At 43.8% G+C, this 23,166-nt stretch carries 25 protein-coding genes and 2 pseudogenes; 20 read left to right on the top strand and 7 right to left on the bottom strand.

Annotation, left to right across the window (positions count from 1 at the left end; all coding sequences use genetic code 11):
* Positions 1–61: 61 nt before the first annotated feature.
* From AB6D07_RS16720 to AB6D07_RS16705, 4 genes are all read right to left on the bottom strand, one after another.
* Positions 62–802 carry an SDR family oxidoreductase gene (locus AB6D07_RS16720; protein WP_017104369.1) on the bottom strand — a complete coding sequence of 247 codons (741 nt, stop codon included), beginning with the start codon at positions 800–802 and terminating at the stop codon, positions 62–64.
* Positions 802–2,361, bottom strand: a complete 1,560-nt coding sequence (locus AB6D07_RS16715; RefSeq protein ID WP_017104368.1) for a cryptochrome/photolyase family protein — start codon at positions 2,359–2,361, stop codon at positions 802–804. Before AB6D07_RS16715 ends, AB6D07_RS16720 begins: the two co-directional genes overlap by 1 nt.
* On the bottom strand, positions 2,358–3,752 hold the full coding sequence (locus AB6D07_RS16710) for a DASH family cryptochrome (protein ID WP_372140735.1): 1,395 nt from the start codon (positions 3,750–3,752) through the stop codon (positions 2,358–2,360). Before AB6D07_RS16710 ends, AB6D07_RS16715 begins: the two co-directional genes overlap by 4 nt.
* A 181-nt stretch (positions 3,753–3,933) precedes the next feature.
* Complete coding sequence (locus AB6D07_RS16705; RefSeq protein ID WP_012604051.1) at positions 3,934–4,356, bottom strand: universal stress protein; 423 nt, start codon at positions 4,354–4,356, stop codon at positions 3,934–3,936.
* 235 nt (positions 4,357–4,591) lie between these two features.
* On the opposite strand from AB6D07_RS16705, the gene AB6D07_RS16700 reads away from it, so the two are divergent.
* The 8 genes from AB6D07_RS16700 (at position 4,592) to AB6D07_RS16665 (ending at position 13,538) form a co-directional block, all read left to right on the top strand.
* Positions 4,592–5,722 carry a PcfJ domain-containing protein gene (locus tag AB6D07_RS16700; RefSeq protein WP_017104366.1) on the top strand — a complete coding sequence of 377 codons (1,131 nt, stop codon included), beginning with the start codon at positions 4,592–4,594 and terminating at the stop codon, positions 5,720–5,722.
* 24 nt (positions 5,723–5,746) lie between these two features.
* Positions 5,747–5,881 (top strand): hypothetical protein, encoded by a 135-nt coding sequence (locus tag AB6D07_RS16695; RefSeq protein WP_017104365.1) that lies wholly within the window; start codon positions 5,747–5,749, stop codon positions 5,879–5,881.
* A 67-nt stretch (positions 5,882–5,948) separates the two neighbouring features.
* Entirely contained in the window at positions 5,949–6,401 is a 453-nt protein-coding gene (locus AB6D07_RS16690) for a GNAT family N-acetyltransferase (protein WP_017104364.1), read from the top strand.
* Between the two features lie 316 nt (positions 6,402–6,717).
* Positions 6,718–7,497, top strand: coding sequence for an ABC transporter ATP-binding protein (locus AB6D07_RS16685; protein WP_020477224.1), 780 nt, complete (start codon positions 6,718–6,720; stop codon positions 7,495–7,497).
* Entirely contained in the window at positions 7,494–8,432 is a 939-nt protein-coding gene (locus AB6D07_RS16680; protein ID WP_017104362.1) for an ABC transporter substrate-binding protein, read from the top strand. Before AB6D07_RS16685 ends, AB6D07_RS16680 begins: the two co-directional genes overlap by 4 nt.
* Positions 8,429–10,405, top strand: a complete 1,977-nt coding sequence (fhuB, locus tag AB6D07_RS16675) for a Fe(3+)-hydroxamate ABC transporter permease FhuB (RefSeq protein ID WP_017104361.1) — start codon at positions 8,429–8,431, stop codon at positions 10,403–10,405. Before AB6D07_RS16680 ends, fhuB begins: the two co-directional genes overlap by 4 nt.
* A gap of 400 nt (positions 10,406–10,805) precedes the next feature.
* A complete protein-coding gene (locus AB6D07_RS16670; protein ID WP_017104360.1) occupies positions 10,806–13,007 on the top strand; it encodes a TonB-dependent siderophore receptor in 2,202 nt (733 codons plus the stop codon).
* 276 nt (positions 13,008–13,283) lie between these two features.
* Complete coding sequence (locus tag AB6D07_RS16665; protein ID WP_029223190.1) at positions 13,284–13,538, top strand: DUF3297 family protein; 255 nt, start codon at positions 13,284–13,286, stop codon at positions 13,536–13,538.
* Positions 13,539–13,642: 104 nt separating this feature from the next.
* Here the strand turns inward: AB6D07_RS16665 and AB6D07_RS16660 are convergent.
* Both AB6D07_RS16660 and AB6D07_RS16655 read right to left on the bottom strand, forming a co-directional pair.
* Positions 13,643–14,142 (bottom strand): annotated as a pseudogene (locus tag AB6D07_RS16660) (hypothetical protein).
* Between the two features lie 177 nt (positions 14,143–14,319).
* Positions 14,320–15,035: pseudogene (locus tag AB6D07_RS16655) on the bottom strand (membrane lipoprotein lipid attachment site-containing protein).
* A 510-nt stretch (positions 15,036–15,545) separates the two neighbouring features.
* Between AB6D07_RS16655 and AB6D07_RS16650 the strand changes: the two are divergent.
* The 7 genes from AB6D07_RS16650 to AB6D07_RS16620 all read left to right on the top strand — a co-directional run bounded on the left by AB6D07_RS16650 (position 15,546) and on the right by AB6D07_RS16620 (position 19,994).
* On the top strand, positions 15,546–16,010 hold the full coding sequence (locus AB6D07_RS16650) for an ASCH domain-containing protein (RefSeq protein ID WP_017104359.1): 465 nt from the start codon (positions 15,546–15,548) through the stop codon (positions 16,008–16,010).
* Positions 16,011–16,105: 95 nt separating this feature from the next.
* Positions 16,106–17,050 carry a D-2-hydroxyacid dehydrogenase family protein gene (locus AB6D07_RS16645; RefSeq protein WP_372091873.1) on the top strand — a complete coding sequence of 315 codons (945 nt, stop codon included), beginning with the start codon at positions 16,106–16,108 and terminating at the stop codon, positions 17,048–17,050.
* Between the two features lie 28 nt (positions 17,051–17,078).
* Positions 17,079–17,585: an HAD family hydrolase gene (locus tag AB6D07_RS16640; RefSeq protein ID WP_029223189.1), complete on the top strand. Its 507-nt coding sequence runs from the start codon at positions 17,079–17,081 to the stop codon at positions 17,583–17,585.
* Positions 17,578–18,174 carry a class I SAM-dependent methyltransferase gene (locus AB6D07_RS16635; protein ID WP_017104357.1) on the top strand — a complete coding sequence of 199 codons (597 nt, stop codon included), beginning with the start codon at positions 17,578–17,580 and terminating at the stop codon, positions 18,172–18,174. The genes AB6D07_RS16640 and AB6D07_RS16635 overlap by 8 nt, the downstream gene beginning before the upstream one ends.
* A 113-nt stretch (positions 18,175–18,287) precedes the next feature.
* Positions 18,288–18,668 (top strand): STAS/SEC14 domain-containing protein, encoded by a 381-nt coding sequence (locus tag AB6D07_RS16630; RefSeq protein ID WP_017099881.1) that lies wholly within the window; start codon positions 18,288–18,290, stop codon positions 18,666–18,668.
* Between the two features lie 165 nt (positions 18,669–18,833).
* A complete protein-coding gene (locus AB6D07_RS16625) occupies positions 18,834–19,427 on the top strand; it encodes a hypothetical protein (RefSeq protein WP_017104356.1) in 594 nt (197 codons plus the stop codon).
* A 165-nt stretch (positions 19,428–19,592) separates the two neighbouring features.
* The gene (locus tag AB6D07_RS16620) at positions 19,593–19,994 is read left to right on the top strand and encodes an NUDIX domain-containing protein (protein WP_017097423.1); all 402 of its coding nucleotides are present in this window, start codon (positions 19,593–19,595) and stop codon (positions 19,992–19,994) included.
* Between the two features lie 53 nt (positions 19,995–20,047).
* On the opposite strand, the gene AB6D07_RS16615 is transcribed toward AB6D07_RS16620, so the two are convergent.
* On the bottom strand, positions 20,048–20,449 hold the full coding sequence (locus AB6D07_RS16615) for a YkgJ family cysteine cluster protein (RefSeq protein WP_017065706.1): 402 nt from the start codon (positions 20,447–20,449) through the stop codon (positions 20,048–20,050).
* Positions 20,450–20,658: 209 nt separating this feature from the next.
* On the opposite strand from AB6D07_RS16615, the gene AB6D07_RS16610 reads away from it, so the two are divergent.
* The 5 genes from AB6D07_RS16610 to AB6D07_RS16590 all read left to right on the top strand — a co-directional run.
* Positions 20,659–20,820, top strand: coding sequence for a hypothetical protein (locus tag AB6D07_RS16610; RefSeq protein WP_017059212.1), 162 nt, complete (start codon positions 20,659–20,661; stop codon positions 20,818–20,820).
* Complete coding sequence (locus tag AB6D07_RS16605) at positions 20,820–21,518, top strand: pseudouridine synthase (RefSeq protein WP_029223188.1); 699 nt, start codon at positions 20,820–20,822, stop codon at positions 21,516–21,518. The genes AB6D07_RS16610 and AB6D07_RS16605 overlap by 1 nt, the downstream gene beginning before the upstream one ends.
* A 78-nt stretch (positions 21,519–21,596) precedes the next feature.
* Positions 21,597–21,971: a VOC family protein gene (locus AB6D07_RS16600; RefSeq protein WP_017104355.1), complete on the top strand. Its 375-nt coding sequence runs from the start codon at positions 21,597–21,599 to the stop codon at positions 21,969–21,971.
* A gap of 306 nt (positions 21,972–22,277) precedes the next feature.
* Positions 22,278–22,691 carry a GFA family protein gene (locus AB6D07_RS16595; protein WP_017104354.1) on the top strand — a complete coding sequence of 138 codons (414 nt, stop codon included), beginning with the start codon at positions 22,278–22,280 and terminating at the stop codon, positions 22,689–22,691.
* A 228-nt stretch (positions 22,692–22,919) separates the two neighbouring features.
* Positions 22,920–23,166 (top strand): hypothetical protein (locus AB6D07_RS16590; RefSeq protein WP_372140734.1); only part of this gene is annotated, 247 nt, incomplete at its 3' end.

Genomic DNA, 23,166 nt, shown 5'->3' with positions numbered 1-23,166 from the left:
GGAGCCTCAACTCTGTTGGGTTTTCTTTTTTTCACTAATGAAAGACGGCCACTCGTATTAACTACCAATTTAACTGCTCGCCATCGTAAGCGTGGAAGTGCCCACTTTTGTCCGGTGTCGCAGTGCGAATGATATCGACTAATTGATGGGCGACATAGCTAGACTCAAACAACTTGCCTTCAGGAACATTGGTCTGGAAAGGCTTCGACAGAGCCGTATCTGTTGTGCCCGGGTGCAGAGCCAACACGGTGCCTTTCTTAATGGTTCGTTGCCATTCGATCGACATGGTTTTGATGAACATGTTGAGGGCTGCTTTCGATGAACGATAGCTATACCAGCCGCCTAATCTGTTGTCTGAAATGCTACCTACCTTTGCGGATACCACAGCAAATTTTGGATTGTCACTCGTTCTAAGTATCGGCGTGAAGTGCTTTGCCAATAACAAGCTGGGTAGAGTATTTACAGAGATGTTTTTCAGAAAAAATTCAGGGTCGATGGACGACAAGTTCTTTTCCGGTCCAAGATCTGGAGTGTGGAGCATACCCACGCAGTTGATCAGCCAATCAAGTTGTTCAAACTCAGAACTCAAGCGCTTAATATCAGCTTCGTCGGTGGCATCGACTTTGTGCCAGCTCAAGCGATTGTTTTCTAGTTCCGGCTGTTGAGAGTGGTAAGTCGCGTCTACATGCACATCAAGAAAATCAAACCGAGAGAGCTCAGATAATAGGTGTTTAACCACAGCGAAACCAATACCGCCGCTCCCACCGACCACCAATATGTGTAATCTGAGTTGCTCCACCATTATAAGTTCTCCAAGTTTGTGATTCGTTGTTCAGCGGTATCGAGAATCGCTTGTTGTGACTGCTCGTCCATGTTGTCCCAAGAGCGATATAACATGCCCATGCGTGGGTTGCGGTTTAACGCATCGCGGTGCTGGTTCATAAAGCGCCAATACAAGCTATTGAAAGGGCAAGATTGTTCGCCGCTGCGTTCTTTTATCTTGTAGTGACAACCTTTGCAGTAGTCGCTCATGCGGTTGATATAGGAACCGCTGGCAGAGTATGGTTTGGTTCCGACGATCCCGCCATCCGCAAACAGTGCCATACCTCGCGTATTTGGCATTTCAACCCACTCAATTGCGTCGACGTAAATACCAAGGTACCAACTGTCGACTTGGTCAGGTTTTATGCCTGTGATTAAACAGAAGTTGCCAGTGATCATTAACCTTTGGATGTGGTGCGCGTAAGCAAACTCAAGAGACTGGTCAATCGCATGCTTCATGCAGTTCATCTTGGTTTGTCCGTCCCAAAAGTAATGGGGCAGGTTATTGTTTGCTGAGTAATGGTTTTTGCTGGCGTAAGCAGGCATATTCGCCCAATAGACGGCGCGTATGTACTCACGCCACCCCAGTATTTGGCGTACAAACCCTTCGACTTGTGCAATGTCGATAGTGGGTGTGTTTATCTTAGAAGAGGCTTGATAAGCCGACAGCGCAGCATCAATCACTTCTTGGGGGCTTAGCAGTTTACTGTTCACCGAAAAGGAGAGGCGGCTATGATACAAGCTCCATTTTGAATCGTGTTCTGTCGTCATCGCATCTTGAAACTGCCCAAATAACGGTAAGCAGACTTGGCAGAAATGAGCGAGCAGAGACAAGCTTTGTGCGCGGTTAACTGGCCATAATAATTGGTCGCCAACTTCACCAATGGTTTGAACTTGATGACGCTCGATGCGTTCTAAAATCGCGGAAATGTCGTTGGCAAACATCAGAGGTTGAGGCAGGCTTTCAATGTCTTGTTTCTTGAGTTTCTTTCGATTGCTCGCATCGTAATTCCATTTTCCACCAACGGGCTTTCCGTCTTCTAGCAAAATGTCGAAGCGCTTTCTCATTCGGCGATAGAAATGTTCCATCATGATGTGTTTGTTTTTCGGAAACTGTTGTTCTATCTCTTCGAATGGAAAGAGGAAGTGTTCCGTATCACAACAACCTTTGGTCGCATTAGTGAGCTTTAGCTTGTTCATCTGCTCTAAAAGGCGATATTCATCTGGCCTTTGATATTCGAATTTCTCAGCGCCGAATTCGTGGACATAGTGCTGCAATAGCGCATCGAGATTTTCAAATTGAGTCGTGTCATCAAGAGTTAAGTGGAGTACCTGATGACCTTGTTGTTTGAGTTCATCGGCAAAATAGCCCATTGCCAAGAAAAAAGCGGCCACCTTTTGGATGTGCGATGCAACGTAGTCAGTCTCTTGCTTGAGTTCAGCGATGATGTAAATGACCTCGTCATCAACCTGTTGAAACCAAGAGTGTTGGATATTGAGTTGGTCACCTAAGACAAGGCGCACGGTTTTGAAATTCATAACACATCCTGATTGTTGGTTAAGACAAGTTCTTTGCTGCTCGCATTCCACTTATTGATAAATATATGGTCTGGATCATACATATCGGTCTGCCTAGCCAAGTCGAAATGGTGTGATTTGGGTTGTGCTTGGTTGGCATTCTTTTGTTTGTTGGTTTGGGTGTTTACCTGAGAGTTCAGGGCTCCGGCTATGTAAGCCCAATTGCCCCAGTTTGATGCCACGTCATAGTCGATAAGTTGGCTCTCAAAATAGGCTGCGCCGTGACGCCAATCGATCCCTAGTTCATAGGTCAAACAGCTTGCGGCTAACTGCCTTCCGCGATTGGACATGTAGCCAGTCGCGTTAAGCTGGCGCATGCATGCATCGACAATCGGGTAGTTGGTGTTACCGCTCTTCCACTTGGAAAAATTAAGGCTTGCTGAATGAGTGCTATTTTCTGTTGTAACGGGGTTTGTGGATGAGCCTGTAAATAACGATCCCTTCAACGACATGCTCTTCCAATAAAAATACTCTCGCCACAACAGCTCGAAATAGATCCAGTAGGTTGAGTCATTGGAACCGTGATGAGACTCAAAGCGCGTTAGGTGTCGGCAGATTGTTTTTGGTGAAATGCAACCTAAAGCGAGCCACGGTGAAAACTTGGTCGAGTTCTCGATGCCGTCAAATGCGTTTCGAGTCTGCTTGTAGTTAAGGGCGTAATCATGTGAGAAGTAGTTATCTAAATGCGCTAGTCCTGCGTCTTCGCCACCCAAGTAATCGTTTGTTACTGCTCTTTCTACATTTGGAGAACTGAATATTGGGATAGCCGTTGTTTGTGCTGGTGTCAATGTTGGTGTCACTGGCGGTGGAAGGTGTGCAATACCCGTCTCACCGCCATTAACGTCCAAGTGTTCGACTAGCTTTCTAAATTTGGTAAACGAGCTCGGGACTTTTGATAATTCAAACGGCATCTCATGTGAGTCAAACAAGGTCGAGTGGTGTGGCAAACATGTTATTAAGTCAGGGTGACGACTTTGTATTGATCGAATCAATAGTCGCTCATCGTAACCGCAATGTGCATTGGCGAAAAAATGGGTGACGTGTTGTGTAGCAATGATTTGGCTGAGTGTTTGCTCAGCTGCGTCTGGTTCTAAATGATTACTGTGAATCACGACAAGTTGCTGACCAAACTTAACTAAATTCGATTCTAGGTGAGTTATCGATTGTGAAACAAAGGTCTGGCGATGCGCGCCATAACTTTGTTCTTTCGCGAAATCAGCAGAGAAACGAACCAAAGTGGGTTCGACAATCACAAAAATGAGTTTATCGACGCTCTGCGCAGCGCAATGGAGCAATTGATTGTCGTTGATTCTTAAGTCGTTTGTAAAAAGATAGAGACCAATCTTTTTCATTACTTACACTCGTAATTTTTTAATTATTAGACGCTTACGAGTTGATAAGCCGACAAGATCACAAATGAAATTAGCAAGTGGGTGATAGTTGGATTGGGGTAAATAAGAGGGGATGTAAGCCAACCAATAATACCGATAGAGGCTGGCAATGCAGGAAGTTTTAAAGTTCGAACGGTAGTATCTAATCCATTGGAACGATTAGAATGTCCACTGGAGATGTGTCGATGATCTGTTTCGAATGGGAAATAATTTTATGCCAAAAATCATGGTGATGACCACATAGCAGTAGGTCAACGCCATTTACCTCGATGGTATTTTTGAGCTTGTCATTCAAATCTCCCGTTCCCACGAATATGTGCTTGATTGGGTGTTTAGCGTAGGCCTCAAACTCTTTCAAATGTTTAACGGAATCTTCATTGATGGGTAGATCGCCTTCATTTCCCTGAATATCAACGAGTTCAGGGTAAATCTCTCCATGCGTGCCGTCGATATAAACAAACGAAATGCCAGCCTCTAGTTTGTTTGCGAAGAAGGTCGCTCGATCAATCAGAATCTTAGTGTCGTCGGACATTTCAACAGCGACCAGAATATGTCGGTATTCCATAATTAAAGCCTCGTGTTATCAGTTATATAACAAGCATAGTTTTTGTTAGCACAAATGATATCGAAGAGATCTCATATTGCATAAAATCATCATTCAATGTTCTTCTAAGCACTATCGTATTTATATCGCTTTGATTGATAAGAAATTTACAAAAGGTTGTTATAGTGGTTGAAGCGCTAGCTTATTCTGTTAGATAGGCTTTACGGTTTAATGCGCCAATAACGAAGAGGCATCAATGACAGCACTACTCACCATTCCCACTAGGACGTTAGGTTTCGACTACGATATTGAGATCCGAGATTGGTCACAAAAGCTCGTGGGCTTTCATGTGTTTGAAGATGGTCGACGCCCGCTCGATGGTGGTATTGGTTTAAGTCTCAACCTCGTTGAACAATTTGATGTAAATGGTCGTTGGTTAGATTCGTTACCTGCTCGTTATCGTGAAATCACTGATGATTTTCCCGAGTATCAATATCAAATGCTTTGGTTAGCTGCGAACACTTATGAGGCGGCTCAACTGCTCGAATTACGACCGGTTATCTTGGCGTTAATCTGCATGAAACACAGTGTCGATAACAAGAAAGCATTGGAACTGAGTCGCCTAGGACAAAAGAGAATCTTAGCCAAATTGGGCTTAGACAGTAGTAAAGCGACCCTTAAATTTATCGATAAGCTAGAGCTGCATTACGACATCGGTGATGAGCTTGACCACATTGTTCGCATTCTCGAGCCGCTGCAAAGACGTGTGCTCAAATTCAAACATTACTCTAAAGTAGGCTACACAGCGCTGCGTTTGGATCAGGTTCATCCGTTTTTAACCGGCAGTCGATTAGGTATTGCAATGATTGAAGAGGGAAGGCTCAATGCGCCTTCAAAGATGGCCATGTTCCAAGACGCGATTTTACTGGGTCAAGATTTGGAGATGGACGATCCATTGCGTACCATCACCAGTCAAAATTCCTTTGCTATGTTTGAGCAACTGCATGATAGATGGACAGAACAGCGTCAGTTACGCCGTCTAGAAGGGAATCGCCCTGTGGACATGGACATCCCTTATCCAATTCCTTTACTCGGTAATGACAATATTCATCCGCTTACTGATTATTACGACCTTGAAAAAGAAGGCATGGAACAAAAACATTGTATTGGCGTTTATCACAATCGAATCATGAGCGACCGCTATGTGGTATTTCGAATGCTTAAGCCTCAGCGCTTAACCATTGGCCTACGTCGTGTTACAAGCAAAGCCTTTCCGTTTGAAATTGACCAGATTTGTGGGAAACGAAATGCACCGCCATCGGAGTCGGCTCGCCAAGTCATCCATGACTGGTTAGAAGCGAGTAAGCAAAAGTATCCGAAGCAATAGCTGTGACGTAGAAGGAATAACAGAATGTTTCAACAAGGTGATTTATGCCCGCATTGTGGTTTGATTATTGTGATGCCTACCGATCTACAAGGTGAATGCCTAGGATGCGGCGAAGAAATCAATCAAGACCCAGCAGGCGATTACGACGAAGAAGAGTAGCTTTACCTACACTTAAATTAAAAAAGGCTAGGATAGCCGAATCACACCCTTTCAAAGGACGGAAAAAATGCAGAAAGTAATCTTTAGAAATTGCGATGAAAGTTCACCTTGTTGGAGTGAATTAGAAGGCTTATTTCAAAGCGAATGGTCTGATTTCAAGTTTAAAGATACGTATAAAGACAGCGTACAACTACCCCAAGTAATAACAGTACTTCGCGAGAATGTGGTCATTGGTGGCTTGGCATATTCCCATTTTCAGGAACCTCATCAAGTGCGGGATGTGGTGTGGATCAACGCCGTGTTTGTTGACCCTGTATGGCGCGGCCAAGGTATTGCGAGTGAATTGATTAAACGAGCTGTTGAACAAATGCCAGACTATTATCAATCCCAACCCTCGAAAGATTCAACGTCTAAGTTGTACGCCTACACCAATATTGCATCTTTGTACCTTTCTCTTGGTTGGTCAATCGTCGAGATTGAAACCGAACCCAATCATCACGTCGTGAGCGTTTCGTTTTAGGCTGAATATTCGGAAACAGCCTAACAGCCACGAAACTCTCTGCCTTCCTCATCTATCGATTTATGAGCACATTTTATAATTGCTTAAACTTCGTTGCGACAAGATCTTGAATCAACGTCAGATTACCTTCTCTAAATTAAGCTTCTAACTCTCTAAAATATAGGGATAAATTAGTACGACATTCAGTTTAATCTAAATGAAAATCGTTTGCGTTAGCGTTTTTGCAAGTGTATAAAAGCGTGTCTGTTAATGATTTTATGAATATGTTCGTATTTCATTAATTCTTTAGTGAATGATGTGTTTTAAGGTTGAAGATATGCTCGAAGCAAAGGGACTCGGTTTTAGCGTAGGGGATAAGCAATTGCTCAAGACATTTGATGTGTCGTTTGAGCAAGGAAAAATTTACGCTTTGGTTGGGCATAACGGCTCGGGGAAATCGACCTTATTAAAGTTGCTAGCGAAGCAACAGCACGCCACTTCAGGCGATATTTTCCTGAAAGATAAAGCGGTCGCTAAATGGTCTGATAAGGACTTCGCACAGCAAATTGCTTACTTACCTCAACATTTACCTGCAACCGACAGTTTATCCGGCAAAGACCTGGTGAGCTTTGGTCGCTACCCTTGGCACGGCTTATTAGGTCGACTTTCAAGTAAAGATAAGCAATACGTTGAAGAGGCGATGCAACTTACCGACACAACGCAATACGCTGATCGTTTGGTGGATACCTTATCGGGTGGTGAACGCCAGCGTGTGTGGCTTGCGATGCTGTTGGCTCAACGCACCAAATACCTTTTGTTGGATGAGCCTTTAGCAGCGCTCGATATTGGTCATCAGATTGAAATGCTGACATTGATTAAGCGCCTGAGTGAAACCTTAGAGATTGGCGTGATCATTGTTATTCACGACATCAACATGGCTGCACGTTTCTGCGATCATATTATTGCCTTACATAGTGGCGAGCTATTAGTTGAAGGCGAGGTTGATGAGGTGTTCAAAGAGTCGATATTGAAAGATATCTATGGTGTGCCTATGCACATTACTCAACACTCTGCGGGCTACCCAGTCGCGATGCCCGGTGATTTGGAGCCAGCATGATGTTCAAACAGTGTTTCCAATCAATATTACATCGCTCGCACGTCACACGTACTCTTATCTCAAGTGTTGTTATCTCTAGCTTACTGGTGTTTTCTCCATTTTCGTCAGCCAATCAAGATACGTCTGAGATGAATGATGACGATCGACCTCGATTGGTTTCTATCGATTGGACTCACACTGAAACGCTTTTGGCGTTGGGCGTTACTCCTATTGCGGTAGCGCAAATTCCCGATTACAACTCGTGGGTAAAGTCTCCTCACATCCCGTCAACTGTTGCGGATGTCGGCTTACGAACACAGCCAAACCTCGAACGCATTCATGAGCTCAAACCGGACAAGATATTACTCTCTCCAATGTTTTCAACGTTGGAGACTCAACTTAGCAAAATTGCCCCTGTCACGACCATTGGTTTGTACCGAAGTGGTGATGTTGATTGGTCAGCGCTAGAAACGGTTACTCGAAAGTTAGCAAAGGTCTCTGAAAAACAATCTCAAGCTGAAGTTTTGATTCAGAAAGCGAATGCTGAAATGGGTCGTTTAGGTACTCAGCTACCAAACAATGTGCCTGCAATGTTGATGGTGCAATTCATGGACACTAATCACGTTCGCGTTTTTGGGGATAACAGCCTATACAAAGCTTCAGCAAACAAGATTGGCCTTGAATCAGCATGGAAGGCGCAAACCAACGCTTGGGGTTACAGCTTGGTTGGTGTCGATCAGCTTATTGGCGTTAAAGGTCAAATCGTGATTATTTCGCCAATGCCAGCAGGGACTGAAGAGAGCCTTAAAGCAAATCAGTTTTGGCAATACATTGTGAAAGAGTCGGGCTACCCCGCGTTACAGGTTCCAGCGGTGTGGAGCTTCGGTGCGATACCTTCTGCAACAAGGTTTGCGCGCTTCATTGTCTCTGAATTGAACCAAGGAGAAGTGCTATGAGAGCTCTCTCGTTAGGTGTTTTGACTCTTTTAATGGTTTCTACATTGGTGTTAATAGAGCAACACTTATCTGTCTCTCATTTCGGATTGAGCCGACTTTCTAGCTTGTGGACCGCTGATTTCACTTCACCTGATTCAGTGAAACTGCATTTGGCTTGGTGGCCGAGGTTATTCACGACATTGTTATCTGGCGCAGCGTTGGCAGTGGCGGGTGTCTTGATGCAACAGGTGCTCAGAAACCCTTTGGCTTCACCGTCTACGTTAGGTGTCGCGAGTGGCTCAAGCTTTGCTCTGATGCTAGCGACGCTTTACGCACCATGGTTATTAGAGTGGTCTTATTCGCTAGTGGCGCTTGTTGGTGGCGTAACTACGATTGGTTTGGTGTTTGTTTTGTCTTGGCGACGTGCTTTATCTCCAACCGTCGTGATTGTCTCTGGCTTAGTCGTGAACCTCTATTTTGGCGCTGTGAGTACTGTCTTGTTAATGATGAACCAAGACAAACTGAATGGCTTAATGATTTGGGGCGCAGGTTCATTGGTTCAAACCGGGTGGGAAGATATTCAGTACTTGGCTCCACGCTTAGCGATTGCGACTCTCATGGCGTTTCTGTTCGTAAAACCACTGAGCTTGCTTCAGTTATCAGAACAGGGCGCTAAGAGCTTAGGTGTTTCGTTACCAAAATTAAGAGTCGCTTGTCTCGGTTTGGCGGTTTTGCTGACGGCTTGGGTTGTGAGTGCTGTTGGTGTTATTGGATTCGTTGGTTTAGCAGCTCCTGCGTTAGCACGCTTGATGGGTGTGCACCGTTTAGTGCCTAAGTTATTGGTATCTATGCTGTTAGGTGGCTTGTTGTTAAGCCTTACCGATCTGCTTATTCAACAGTTGCCGGGCATCATGTCTATGTTTGTCCCGACAGGGGCTGCAACGGCTGCGTTAGGTGCTCCACTGTTGTTGTGGTTGCTGCCCAAGTTGTCCATGAAAAGTCAGTCACAAACACAAACTGTATTAACGCGTCATAAGGAAGTAGCTTCTCGCTTAAACAAGCATTCAGTGGTATTGGCCAGCTTGTTTATTGCGATGTCGCTGGTCGTGTTTAGTTTGTTCTCTGTACAAACTGAAGGTTGGCGTTGGTTATTTCAAACTCAAGACTGGGCAATGCTCGAATGGCGTTTACCTCGATTAACGGCAGCGGCATTAGCGGGCAGCATGTTGGCAGTCGCTGGTACGATCGTTCAGCGTTTGAGTGGCAACCCAATGGCCAGCCCAGAAGTGATTGGTATCAGTTCTGGTACTGCATTAGGTTTGATCATCGCAATCTTTGCGGGCTTTGGAAGCAGCGTGGTTGGACTTTATGTCGGTGGCTTTATTGGCGCGGTCTGCACTTTGGGCATCATTGTCGTGCTTAATCAAAAGTCGGGCTTCCAACCGGAAAGAGTATTACTAACAGGCGTTGCGATAACGGCACTGATGAACGCTGTGCAAAGTTTTGTATTGGCAGGGGGCGACCCAAGAAGTTATCAAGTTCTGGCTTGGTTGGCAGGGTCAACGTATTACGTCACCGAGGCAACACTCGTTCCGTTACTGGTATCTTCAGTTGTATTTATCTCGTTAGGTTTCCTCTGTGCGCGATGGTTGGATGTGTTGCCATTAGGGCAGGCGAGTGCGCAATCTCTCGGTATCAATGTATCAAGATCTCGAATTCTATTGTTGGTGCTGGTGGCATGTTTAACCGTGAGCGCAACACTGGTGGTGGGTCCATTAAGCTTTATTGGTTTGATGGCTCCACATATGGCGAGACTGTTTGGTTATAGCCGTGCTAAAGAGCACCTGATCTGTTCTTCGTTAATTGGTATGGCACTGATGTTGTTCTCTGATTGGCTTGGTAGACAGTGGCTGTACCCGCAAGAGATCCCGGCAGGCTTGGTGGCTTCGATTATCGGTGGCATGTATCTGATGTGGGGTTTGAGAAAGCTATAGCTTAGTTACTTACAGCCATTAGCAATAGCTCATTAACGAGTATTAGCCGAATGAGTTTCTAGAGAATAGGCTCAAGAGTAAAACATAGTAATCAGGTTGCTGCGTTGGGTTTATACGGGATTATTTTACTCTTTTAGTGATAATAATAATCACAATAATAACTAGTTGGTTATTTCAACGAAGAAGTTGAACGTATTCTAAAAATGGATACCGGCAATCTTATTGAGTTGAGTAAAGGGAATTTGGCTCAAGCGCACCAAGCACTAGAAAGTGTTGTCGCTTGAGTTTTTAAGAGCCTAGTTAGGTTCAAGAACAAATGATTTAAAAGTAAAAATCATTTGTTCTTTTTTGCAATTGGTTCATAGCCGTATTGAAGGAGAAATATATGAATCGGCACTTTATGCGCACCCCAACAGCACTTGCGGTCGCTTTAGTTATATCGTCAGGATTGGTTCAGGCAAAAGAGGATGAAACCGTTGTTGTTATTGGACAGCAACTTGAAGACAGCTCAGTAGGTCCTGATTTTAGTTACGTAGGATCAAGCAGTCGAACAGCAACAAAAACAGATGTTGCGATAGGTGAGACACCACGTGCAATTTCGATTGTGACTCGCGAACAGATGGACGATCGAGCATCGATCAGTATTGCCGATGCATTACAGTACACGCCAAGTATTCAAGCGAACTACTTCGGTGAAGACAACAAGCAAGATTGGTTTGTTATCCGAGGCTTTAAGCAAGCTAACAGTGGCTTGTATCAAGACGGAACGCGTTTGTATTCATCTGGTTTTTACAGTTGGCAAATCGACCCGTTTGGCTTGGAGCGAGTAGAAATCTTGCGTGGTCCAGGATCAGCGCTATACGGCCAAACTCCTCCGGGTGGTGTTATTAACGTAATCAGTAAGCGTCCACAGTTTGATGGTGGCTCGGGTAAGTTTGCTATCGAATACGGTACTGATGATCGAAAGCAAATTAGCTTAGATGTGAACTCTGAAGTTAACGATAAAATGGCGTTTCGCCTGCAAGCGCTTGGTCGTAAAAATGGTAGCCGTGTCGATGGTGTAGAAGCTGAACGCATTTTTATCGCTCCTTCTCTGGCTTACAAATTTACAGACGACACAAAAATCACACTACTAACTAGCTACCAGAAAGATGATTCCGACCCGTACCTGCAGTTCCTACCAATGGAAGGAACGTTAACGTCCAATCCAAATGGCACTATTAGTGACAGCACAGCGTTAGGTAATACGGATTGGGAAACGTTTGAGCGTGAACAAATCTCAGTAGGTTACGAATTTGAACATCATTTCAATGATCGCACTTATTTCATGCAAAACACACGCTACAGCCAAATGGACATTAACTTACGTCAAATGTATTACTCGCAGTATGTTGGTGATACGGCTCTAGCACCTTACGATCCAACACGTTCTTCTATTATCCGCCAAGCATCAACTGAAGAAGGAACATCCGACGCATTTAACATCGATAATCGTTTGATCCATAAATTTACGACAGGTTCCGTCGAGCACACCTTGCTGACTGGTATTGATTACCAGATCATCGATATTGATAGTAAAGATTACGCTGCTGATCCAATCATTGGTGACGGAAACAGTCTTTTGCCTGTGCCGGGTGTAGGAAATATACCGAACCCAATCTTTAACGTGTTTGACCCGTCATACAGCACAAATGTAACTTTGTTGAATCCAACAACATTTGCGCCACTTGATGAATCAGATCGTCAAACCACTAAAACGAAAAATAATCAATTAGGCCTTTACTTACAAGACCAAATGATGATTGCGGATAAGTGGGCGGTACAAATCGGTGTTCGTTACGATGATTCCCAAAACAAGACACATAACACGACTACTGGTGCTAAAACGAAGGTCGATAACGAAGAGTGGACAACCAACTTCGGTGTTGCTTACCTGATGGATAGTGGTTTTACACCTTATGCGAGCTATGCTCAGTCGTTCAACCCAATCATTCAGCTTGATCAAAATGGTGACCCGGCGAAACCAGAACGTGGCGAGCAATACGAAGTGGGATTGAAATACCAACCGCGTAGTTTTGATGGCTACTTCAATATTGCCGCATTCGAAGTCTCGAAAGAAAACTTAGCGCGTCAAGTTGCAGGTCAACTAACACAAATTGGTGAAGTTCGTAACCGCGGCCTTGAGTTAGAAGCTGTCGCAAACGTAACCGAAGCATTAACCTTGATTGGTAACGTTTCATTCATCGATTCTGAAATAACTGAAGATGCGACAAGCAGCAATGTAGGCAATACGCCGTCACAAATTGCTGACCAATTGGCTTCAGCTTGGGCAAACTACCGTTTCCTAAATGGTCCACTAGATGGGTTAACTATTGGTGCGGGTGCTCGTTATGTTGGTGATTCTTACGCTGACAATACCGAGACAAACAAAGTGTCTTCTTACACGTTGTTTGACGCAACATTGAGCTACCGTATTGAAGATTATAAGTTCCAAGTTGCAGCGAAGAACTTAGCAGACAAAGAGTACGTTGCGACGTGTGATTACTACTGCTTTTACGGTGACCGCCGTAACGTAATTGCGAGCGTAACTTATGACTGGTAACGTAACTTTATAATCATTGATTACTCGTTTATGAGCACTCAGTCCAACGGGCTGGGTGCTTTTATTTTATATTAGGGTAATCATTCTTAACTTCGTTAGAAATGTTGAAATCTGTGAAAGTTTTGTGTTGAAACGCTGCAACGACCGCTGCTAAATCAAACAACTAGGCGCTGATTAAAACGATCTCTACGATTTATTGCACCAGTTGTTGAGCACCAAGCCTATATTGACTAGAATGACGCACTTTTTTTATTTACGTACATACAGGTAATGAACATGAGCGATACTAATTCAAGACCAGCTTTACCAGATCATCTTGCAGGTAACCCACGCAGCCCACACCACGTGGCTGAGTGTTTCGAATACCCAATCGGCATTCGTCTAAATGGTAAAGAGCGTACTGATGTTGAAGAATACTGCATCAGCGAAGGTTGGGTTAAGATCCCTTCTCCTAAAGCGCTAGACCGTTTTGGTCAGCCAATGCTTATTACTCTAAAAGGCACAGTAGAAGCTTTCTACATCGAAGATTAATCATTTCGTGTAACTCGATAATGTCGAGTACAAAACGCTGTTATATAGAAGGGTCTAGAGAAATCTAGGCCCTTTTTGTTTGCGTATGCTTCCTTAAGTCGACTTTACCATGCGATACCTGCACCAATCGAAAACTCGACGTCTTCACCTTCTGCTTTATCAAAACCTGCGGTTACAACAAAGCCACTGTCCATAATATAGGTTGCATCTAAGCCACCGACTTGTTTGGTTGAGCTATCAGAGAACTCGCGGCTATCTAAAGTGACGTCCGTGTGGGTACGCTTGATCCCGTAACCTGGGGTGATGTACAAGTTTTCGGTGATACCAATAGGGGCGTGAAACTGATATTCGTTGTCGCGTTGTTTGTATTCGTATGATTCTTCATCTCGTTATAAGCCGAGCGAGTAAACTCGATGCCATAACCGATGCTTCCCGGACCACGATATTTGATGTAAGAAGCAGACCAATCTCTCCACCCTCGTTCAGCTGATAGGCCAAATGTTATCGCAGTTTCTTCTTGGTTTTGTTCATTGGCTTGTGCGTTAGACATAGTGAACAGCAAGACAGCGGCTAATGTCAGAAGGGGGAACTTTTTGATGGTCATTGGATCTCTCGCTTATGTATACAAAATATCGGCGAATTCAAAGTACTGAATGCCAGTAAATTAGTAACCTAGTCCGGATCTTCCTTGAGCTTTTTAGTTATGTATTCTTGGTTGATGCTTGATCGGCATCCTCTTGGATTTGAGGATGCCTTTTTGATATGGGATTGGTGATAAGTATTACTTCAAAGTACGTAGCTTATTAACCTGCATTTTTGCTCGCACTTTGGTGGCTTGTGCTTGCGACGGCAAGTTGTCTTTAACCTTGTTTTTAATGTCTGCGACAGGGATGAAGTTCCACTGACCATCGTGATACTTAACCACAAATGTTTCACGGTTCATTTCTTCACGGAACACCCAAACACCATCGTCGAGACGCTTAAAGTCACCAACTACATTGCCGTTCGTACCTCGAATAGTCCAAAAGGTATGTTCAGTATCAAGATAAGACTTCTGCTCACCTGAGATCATCTTGTCTCCAGAGCTAACCTTGACATAGTTATCACGAATGATGATTTCACCAACACGTTTATCATCTACGTAGATGCTGTATAGCGTTTCGTGATCATCAGAACGTTGTTTTACGGCGCTTATATGAGCTTCAGTGTCTTTATTAAAAAATGATACATCACCGATATCTGGGATGTAGACGAAGCCTAGATCAGCTTGTTCAATGGTATCAGCAATGTTTTTTGAATCATCTTTGCCATATCCAGGGTCGATATTATCAAACCCATTGTCGACATCACTATCAGAGTCGCCGTTTCCAAAACCTGGGTCAATGTTTTCGAAACCATAGTCACCATCAAATTGAGGTTGTGCCGGTTCAGACCACTGCCAGATGAACAACCTGCTAAAACAGCAGTAAGAACGAGTGCGATAAGTGATTTGTTCATGATATTTCCTATCGTTATTTAATTTCGTAAAGGCAATGTGTGGCTAACCAATCCCACTAGTCGCTGGCCTAACGTACTTAACGCTGTAGGGCTGCTGCATTGCTTGAGGTTGTACGATACGTAAACATCGATGTTGGATAAATAAACTGAACAATAGATTTAATATCACGGTTGGTTATGTGTTGTGACTTCGAAAGAATGCTGGTGGGTATGGATAGTGGGCGAAAACTGAGCGTGTAATCGTCTTGCAATGTGGACTTGAGTGGCTTCAATAGTTCATTAACTGGACAACGTCATACTAATAAACAACAGAGGCTGGTATATCCTGCTTCTGTTTTATTTGGTATCTATTCACAAACATTCCCATGCATATTCTTCTTTCTCAGCCCACATTTTGATATTCACTCGGTTTACAGCAATAACCTGGCTTGATAGGTTACTCCCAATGCAGCCAGATGCTTAATCTATGAGTATTTATCGGCTCAACCTAATATTGAATTTGGAAAGATCATGGAAGAAAGAAGCAAAGCTTATCTCGATAGCTACCTCAACACATTGCCAGCAGAGGTTGCCTCGCAATACACCTCCTTTAGTGCCGACTATTACTGTGCTGATGAATACAACGCCAACCTCTGCGCGCAGTTGATTCTCAAGGGTGAAAAACAGGCGTCCTGCGGCCTTGAATACTGGTATACCCATGAAGGCGAGACGAGACCAGTAGTTGGTCACTTGCAAGTTGTCACCGATTGGGATGGCAAGCCCGTCTGCATTGTAGAGATTACCTCGGTGTCGTCGTGCAAATACAACGAAGTGACCGCTGAGTTTGCTGCTGCCGAAGGCGAGGGCGATAAAACACTCGAATGGTGGCGAGAAGCTCACTGGAACTTCTTCTCTCGCGAATGTGAAGAACTCAATATAAACCCAAGTGAAGACATGATGTTGGTACTTGAGCGTTTCAAAGTGGTTCATCAATAGTGAAGTCCCAGCGAGTGATGTGTTGATTCGTTAGGCATGGCACTTAGGCTACTTTTGACTAACGCCAGAAGATTAACATTCACAAGGATAGTGATGTGAAAATAGCGATATTGGATGACTACCAGAACGTCGTTAAAGACCTCGATTGCTTCAACAAACTCGAACAACACGATGTCACGGTATTTACCCAGACTTATTCAGAGCAAGAGCTCGCCATTAAGTTAGTCTCGTTTGAAGCAATTGTGCTCATTCGTGAAAGAACCGAGATCACCGAATCTTTGTTATCGCAGCTCCCAAACCTCAAGCTGATTAGCCAGACGGGCAAAGTAAGTAACCATATCGACCCGCAAATGTGCGAACGATTTGGTGTTACCGTGTTAGAAGGCCGAGGCTCGCCAGTCGCACCCTCTGAATTATGCTGGGCGTTGATTATGGCTGCATCGCGCCACATTCTTACTTACGCGTCAAACCTTAAGCAAAACCAGTGGCAAGATTCAGGCTCGTTAGGGTTAGGTCGAACTTTGAAGGGCTTGAAGCTTGGTATTTGGGGTTACGGAAAAATCGGAAAATGCATTGCACAATATGCCCAAGTATTTGGGATGTCTGTCGTAGTGTGGGGCAGCCAAGCTTCACGTGATCAAGCACAAGCGGATGGATTAGAAGCAGCAACAACCAAACAAGACTTCTTCCGAGAAGTTGATGTGCTTTCTTTGCATTTGCGTTTGAATGATGTGACCAGAGGATGTGTTACGGCACACGACCTCAGCTTGATGAAGCCGAACTCACTGCTTGTGAACATCAGCCGCGCGGAGTTAGTCGAACCGATGGCTCTGTATCATGAACTACGCGAGGTACCGACCAAAACAGCCGCTATTGATGTGTTTGATTGTGAGCCCGTAACAACAGACACCGAACCGCTACTGTCCTTAACAAACGTCACAGCGACTCCACATTTGGGCTATGTTGAACAAAATAGCTACGAACTCTACTTCGATATCGCTTTCGACAACATTCTGTCCTATCAAAGAGATGGCCTATAAAGGTGCGATGACTAATGCAGGAGGCAAGATGACAAAGCTAATCGAATTAACAGAAATAGTCTTATTCGACTGGGGCAATACGCTGATGGTCGATTTCCCAGACGCACAAGGGAAGATGTGTGACTGGGAAACCGTACAAGAAGTGAGTGGTGCTCGCGCATTACTTGCTGATCTATCGAAAACTCAACAAGTTTATGTTGCCACCAACGCTGGTGATTCCAGTAAAGACGACATCATTCGAGCCTTTGAGCGTGTTGGCCTTTCTCAATATATATTGGGTTACTTTTGTAAGGCGAGCATTGGCTTTTCTAAGTTCGATTCGGGCTTTTATCCTGCCATCATTTCCAAACTCGGTGTAGCACCACAAGATATCACCATGGTGGGTGACACCTTAGACAAAGACATTTACCCAGCACTTGAAGCGGGTTTGAAAGCGGTGTGGTTGAACACGGAGGGCGCTGATCTTAAGTCAGGGCATCCGAATGTCATGCAAGTTCAATCCCTAAGCGAACTGTTGGAGAAGTACCATGGATGATCACTCTGAGATCTGGCGTCAGTATTACCAAAAGGCACTAAGCAAACCTCATTTAAAGAGAACTGAGTACGCAATTAAACTGAATGAGTCAGGCTTAAATGTTGCGATTGATTGTGGTTGTGGAACAGGTAGTGACATCGCCTTTTTAGAACAGCAAGCGTATCAAGTGTATGGCTTCGACGTTAATCCTGATTCGATTGCACTATGTCGGGATCGTTTTGGTCGCAAATCTTTGGTCGAGATATCTGAAAGTGGATTTGAACACTATGATTACCCGAAATCTGGCGTAGTGATTGCCAATTCGAGTCTGTTTTTTGCTGAGCCAACCCGTTTTGACGAGGTTTGGCACAATATTGAAAACTGTCTTGAAGTGGGAGGCGTGTTCGCGGGCGATTTCATGGGCGTCGATGACAGTTGGGCACATGGCTATCGAACCCCAACAACGCCGTTAACAAAAGCCAAAGTACTTAGCTTATTCAACGACTTTGAGATAGTACGATTCCATGAGCGAGACGAACAAGCACTCACGTCGCTGGGTAGGATGAAGCATTGGCACACTTATTCGGTTGTTGCGATTAAGCGCTGTTAAAATATCAGTATTTAAAACTCGTTTGGATGCATGTCTGTTTTGACGCCAACCTCTCATCTCTTTGCTGTTTAATCTTCTAAGCTAACTCTAGTTTCTACTATGAGGGCTAGGTTATGAGTATCGAACGTCATGGAATATCGGTTGGCATTGAACGTGTTAGCGGTGAAACCATTGTTGTGTTTAAAGCGAAAGGCAAACTCACACACGATGACTATCAAGCGATGATGCCAATTCTAAATACCACGCTAGAAGAACTCGATTCATCTGAACTCAAGATGCTGGTCGACATCTCCACCTTAACGGGTTGGGAGTTGCGTGCTGCTTGGGATGATTTCAAACTTGGATTAGAGCTCAATTCTAAGATAGACAAAATCGCGATTTATGGTGATAAAAGCTGGCAAGAATTCGCTTCAAAAGTAGGGAGCTGGTTTGTGTCTGGTGAGATTAAGTCATTCGAAGACCATGACTCAGCGCTTAAGTGGCTAGTCGATTAGCGGTTTGATTATTACGAGTGATTAACGTGATGGTTGAGATGTTGTGGTTAACCGTCACGGTTCTATAGCTTATGATTGGCTATTTTAGTCGTAACGATACAAATATATTGTTTCAAAGCAACAGTTTACGTTTGTACTATGCGTTCTTTTTTTGAATAAATTAATATGAATAAAGTTGTTGTAGCTCTTATTGCTTTAGTTGCGTTGAATGCTTGTGTAACGCGAAAAATTCCTGTTATGAAAGAAGCCATGTCTGTCGGTCAGATATCTGAAATTGCTGTACATAACTTAAATTGTACAATGATCGATACTTATACACTTGAAGATTCCCATCCAAATAACGTGATTCCGGCTCTCAAAAACCAAGCATATATGTCCGGCGGAAATCGTTATCGAATAGCGGATGTGCTTGATACTCGCCGTGGACGACCAAGCAGTGTAGTTGCAGAATTTTATCTTTGTCCGACGACTTCATATCAAGTGAAGCCATCGGGAGTAGTTCAATTGTTGCCAGGCGCTCATGAAGTTAAGCCTATTGCTTTTGCTGAGATTGAAAACACAGTTTGTAACGTTATTGGCAGCCACGTAGTGCAAGAAACTAATCCTAAGTCAGTGTACACAGAGCTAGCCAATGAAGTATTTATGCGAGGTGGAAATCGCTACCATATTACGAATATTATAGCGACAGACGGGTCAAATCCGACTTCAATTTCCGCTGATGTCTACCGATGTAAGCATCGTTCAGTTGCATTTAACTAAGTTAGCGTTAAGCGACTAGTTGTGCCGTTTGGAATTCCACTTATAGCAACTTCAATCGGCACTTTTGTTTTCTTTGCTACTTGTTCACATTCGTTATTGTTTAACGGTTTAAAGTTCGTTAGTGTTCGGAAATAACAAATTGTTTAAATAACAAGGTCTAAGAACATGAATAAGGTAATTGATAAGCTGGCTTGGATATTCATCAAAGACGGCAAGTTGTTGATGGTGAGATCAAAAGGCAAAGAACTGTTCTACCTACCGGGTGGTAAGCGTGAAGCTGGCGAAAGTGACGAGCAAGCACTGGTTCGCGAAATAAAAGAAGAGATCTCCGTAGATTTAGTGCCTGATTCAATCAAATACGTTGAAACGTTTACAGGCCAAGCTGATGGCAAAGCGGAAGGCGTATCAGTGCAATTGACTTGTTACCTTGCTGATTATACTGGCGAACTGTCTCCAGATGCCGAAATCGAAGAGCTTAAGTTTGTTGATGGCAACGACAGAGCGGTATGTTCATTGGCAGCACTGGTTGCGCTTGATTGGTTAGAAGCGAACCAGTATTTGGCTTAAGGTTTTAGCGGCTATTGGCTAACGCTGAAGATTGATCTTCAAAAGATCATCGCTTACGAATAGCTTGAAGGGCGGCTGTCTTTCATCAACAGGTCGAGTTTCCTTTGAGCTTTCTTCGTGTCTTGTAAATCCACCACCTCAATCATTTCACACTCATCTCGTACCATCTCATTAATCAGGCTTGGATAGTGTCTGCAATCTTCTGGTCGGTCTAAGTAGATGCTGCATGTGTACTTGGCTTGAGCCTTGGTGTCTTTCGTCGGAACTAGCTCCAGAAAAGGGCAGCGAGTTAAACGTTCACCAGATTCAGGGTCGAACCAGATCTCGCTTCCTCGAACATACTCAAAGATGTCTGGGTTGAACAACTCCCACAAATCAATCTCTTCTTGCGTTGCGGCAAGGTCACCATCTCCGTATTTGATACAGCATTTTCCGCATTGATTACAATCTTTCATTATCGACTTCATAAGTTGGTGAGCTTTTATCATTTTACCACTGATAGGCGTGGCACGTTGATTTTGTTGTTCATGGTTAAGCCGTTACGGGGCGGGAACTTGGAATAGCGGTACTTAAAATCAATTTATCTATGAACCACCACTCCAATCCAAGATGTAAACAGTGATACAATTTGCGCCTCTCACGTTATTCAAGCAAAGGCATCAAAATGAGAACCGTATACACCACCGAAGGCAACATTAACGCAAAGAAACAAAAAGAGGCTTACCCAAAGCTCGCTTTATGTGACAAGTGCGTTGGTGACTATGTGGTTATCGAGCAAGGTGAACGAACTTACAAGCCTTGTGCTAAATGTGGTGCCGACGATTAATGCGCCTTGATAAATACCTATGTAAAAGCACTGACCTAACCAAGCCTGAAGCGATTGAACGCATCCACAATGGCGAGGTGAACGTAAACAGTGAAACAGTTACTGATGAGTCAGCCCAGGTTCATGAAAGCAACACCATCTTGTTAAATGGCACGCCGCTTAAGTTGCGTGAATTTCGTTACCTCCTAATGCACAAGCCTGCGGGTACTATCTGCTCTAATATCGATGAAGTTTATCCTTCATTGTTTAACTACATCGAGATAGAAAAAGCATCAGAACTGCACATCGCAGGGCGCTTAGATGCCGACACCACAGGTTTAGTCTTAATTACCGATGATGGGCGATGGTCATTCAACATCACGCTGCCAACCAAGTCATGTAAGAAGGTTTATCGCGTGACATTGTCACGAGGTATCAAAGAAGATGTCGCTGACAAGTTCAAAGCGGGCATTCAATTGCAGGGCGAGCAAAAACTGACGCGTCCGGCAGAGCTTGAAGTGATTACCAGTAAAGAAGTGCTGTTGACCATTACAGAAGGTAAGTTTCATCAAGTAAAACGAATGTTTGCTGCGGTAGGTAACCGAGTTGTTGGCCTTCACCGTGAGCAGATTGGTGATGTTCGTTTAGATGTTGAAGCAGGCCAGTGGCGTTATCTAACTAAAGCCGAAGTCGACTCATTTCAGCAAGACTCTGATTAAGAGCTCTGAATAAACGCCGTAACCACTTAAAGCGTTAAGCGTGTCAGGACCAGAATATCAGCACTATAAGGATCTAGGATGGAAAACCTCAAAGTCTCAGAAATTAAGTCTTTCGTGCCCGCGAAAGACTTCGATTTATCTAAGCGTTTTTACCAGTCAATCGGCTTCGAAGTGATGTCTGAATTTCACGATATCGCCTATCTACGACACGGAAGTTGCGCCTTCCTTTTGCAAAACTTTTATGAACCTGCGCACTGTCACAATTACATGATGCACTTGCTGGTTGAAGACGTAAAAAGTTGGTATCGACACATCCAGAACTCTAATGTAGTGTCGGAATTTGAAGTTACCGTTTCCGAGGTTGTTGAACAGCCTTGGGGAATGCTTGAGTTTTGTATCACTGACCCAAGTGGTGTGCTGTGGCGTGTGGCTGAAAACATCAGGTCGCGCTGATTCATCCAACTTGCATTGATAGTATGTCTAGGTTCACGGTGCTTTTCTGTCCTATTTGCTAGAGTGACAATTCAATGAGCATGGAGGTTTTATAATGGGAACTGTAATCGGTTTGGTGATTTTAGTTGCTATAGATTGGTATCTTGTTCGTAAAACAGGGCTTCATATTCATAACTGGATCTCTAAAAAGTATGCCGTGTATTTGTCGGAGAAGGGAAACAAAAAATAGCCTTTCTTATTAAGTCATCGGTATAAAAAGCGTTATCTGCTATTCATTTTACACACATTGCAAAGATTGGAGGATTCATGAAAGGTAAAGGAAAGTGCCTATGTGGCTCGGTTAAGTTGGAAGTAGAGTACGCCAGTAATGAATTGGGGGCTTGTCATTGTAGTATGTGTAGAAATTGGTCGGGCGGTCCGATGTTAGCCATTGATTGCGCTGATTCAGTTAAAATATCAGGTGAATCAAATGTAGTGAGATATAAGTCATCCGATTGGGCAGAAAGAGGTTTCTGCAGTAAATGTGGTACTCATTTGTTTTACTTTTTAGTGCCAAATAATCAGTATCACCTTCCTGTCGGATTATTGATGTCTGGGGATGACTACAAGCTAACTCATCAGATATTTATTGATGAAAAGCCCGAATACTACGAATTTAAAAATGAAACACAAAATATGACTGGTGCAGAAGTATTTGCCCACTTTGAAAGTGGAGAGTAGCACTTAGTTTTTGTTGGCTTAAGACTAATTCCCAACACTCGGTATTTTCAGTTGCGTCGAGTTTTGTGTTTGCAGTGTAATGGTTTCGGTTAGGTGTTGCTCACGCTTAACGTCCCAGCATCAACCCCCAATTTGAAGTGACTCGAAACTCGATTGTGTGAACTGCTAATAGTTGAATGGTTACTCTAAAGTACACTGAGTTTTCTAACGGCTCTTAGGGGGGCAGAAATGACAGATATGGCAATATCAAGCTACCTTGGCTGGTTGTTACTTCTTATAGGTTGTTATCCTTTCTGCCTTGTTGGTGTCAGTATGTTTTTCTATGATGCAGAGCGTAAACAAGCATTAAGGTGGTTGAACGGCGTTAGTTTTCTATTGGCTGTATTCCTTCTTTATATGCATATGCAAACAGAAGTTATCTATGTGATCTGCTCCAGTCAGACTGGACACTTAGCTAAGCGACATTTCGCTTTTC

Origin of the sequence: Vibrio sp. 10N.239.312.C11 (genome assembly GCF_041466065.1) — a bacterium.
GTDB lineage: Bacteria > Pseudomonadota > Gammaproteobacteria > Enterobacterales > Vibrionaceae > Vibrio > Vibrio tasmaniensis_A.
The sequence above is the reverse complement of the archived record's forward strand: the minus strand, read 5'-3'. Positions and strand labels throughout refer to the sequence as shown.

Excerpts from the sequence above, each read along its gene's own strand:
- AB6D07_RS16690 (WP_017104364.1), top strand. The coding sequence starts at position 5,949 with ATGCAGAAAGTAATCTTTAGAAATTGCGATGAAAGTTCACCTTGTTGG.
- AB6D07_RS16600 (WP_017104355.1), top strand. The coding sequence starts at position 21,597 with ATGGAAAACCTCAAAGTCTCAGAAATTAAGTCTTTCGTGCCCGCGAAA.
- AB6D07_RS16595 (WP_017104354.1), top strand. The coding sequence starts at position 22,278 with ATGAAAGGTAAAGGAAAGTGCCTATGTGGCTCGGTTAAGTTGGAAGTA.
- AB6D07_RS16605 (WP_029223188.1), top strand. The coding sequence starts at position 20,820 with ATGCGCCTTGATAAATACCTATGTAAAAGCACTGACCTAACCAAGCCT.
- AB6D07_RS16615 (WP_017065706.1), bottom strand. The coding sequence starts at position 20,449 with ATGAAAGATTGTAATCAATGCGGAAAATGCTGTATCAAATACGGAGAT.
- AB6D07_RS16700 (WP_017104366.1), top strand. The coding sequence starts at position 4,592 with ATGACAGCACTACTCACCATTCCCACTAGGACGTTAGGTTTCGACTAC.
- AB6D07_RS16705 (WP_012604051.1), bottom strand. The coding sequence starts at position 4,356 with ATGGAATACCGACATATTCTGGTCGCTGTTGAAATGTCCGACGACACT.
- AB6D07_RS16630 (WP_017099881.1), top strand. The coding sequence starts at position 18,288 with ATGAGTATCGAACGTCATGGAATATCGGTTGGCATTGAACGTGTTAGC.
- AB6D07_RS16650 (WP_017104359.1), top strand. The coding sequence starts at position 15,546 with ATGGAAGAAAGAAGCAAAGCTTATCTCGATAGCTACCTCAACACATTG.
- AB6D07_RS16640 (WP_029223189.1), top strand. The coding sequence starts at position 17,079 with ATGACAAAGCTAATCGAATTAACAGAAATAGTCTTATTCGACTGGGGC.
- AB6D07_RS16680 (WP_017104362.1), top strand. The coding sequence starts at position 7,494 with ATGATGTTCAAACAGTGTTTCCAATCAATATTACATCGCTCGCACGTC.
- AB6D07_RS16685 (WP_020477224.1), top strand. The coding sequence starts at position 6,718 with ATGCTCGAAGCAAAGGGACTCGGTTTTAGCGTAGGGGATAAGCAATTG.
- AB6D07_RS16720 (WP_017104369.1), bottom strand. The coding sequence starts at position 802 with ATGGTGGAGCAACTCAGATTACACATATTGGTGGTCGGTGGGAGCGGC.
- AB6D07_RS16670 (WP_017104360.1), top strand. The coding sequence starts at position 10,806 with ATGCGCACCCCAACAGCACTTGCGGTCGCTTTAGTTATATCGTCAGGA.
- AB6D07_RS16665 (WP_029223190.1), top strand. The coding sequence starts at position 13,284 with ATGAGCGATACTAATTCAAGACCAGCTTTACCAGATCATCTTGCAGGT.
- fhuB (WP_017104361.1), top strand. The coding sequence starts at position 8,429 with ATGAGAGCTCTCTCGTTAGGTGTTTTGACTCTTTTAATGGTTTCTACA.
- AB6D07_RS16610 (WP_017059212.1), top strand. The coding sequence starts at position 20,659 with ATGAGAACCGTATACACCACCGAAGGCAACATTAACGCAAAGAAACAA.
- AB6D07_RS16635 (WP_017104357.1), top strand. The coding sequence starts at position 17,578 with ATGGATGATCACTCTGAGATCTGGCGTCAGTATTACCAAAAGGCACTA.
- AB6D07_RS16625 (WP_017104356.1), top strand. The coding sequence starts at position 18,834 with ATGAATAAAGTTGTTGTAGCTCTTATTGCTTTAGTTGCGTTGAATGCT.
- AB6D07_RS16715 (WP_017104368.1), bottom strand. The coding sequence starts at position 2,361 with ATGAATTTCAAAACCGTGCGCCTTGTCTTAGGTGACCAACTCAATATC.
- AB6D07_RS16710 (WP_372140735.1), bottom strand. The coding sequence starts at position 3,752 with ATGAAAAAGATTGGTCTCTATCTTTTTACAAACGACTTAAGAATCAAC.
- AB6D07_RS16695 (WP_017104365.1), top strand. The coding sequence starts at position 5,747 with ATGTTTCAACAAGGTGATTTATGCCCGCATTGTGGTTTGATTATTGTG.
- AB6D07_RS16620 (WP_017097423.1), top strand. The coding sequence starts at position 19,593 with ATGAATAAGGTAATTGATAAGCTGGCTTGGATATTCATCAAAGACGGC.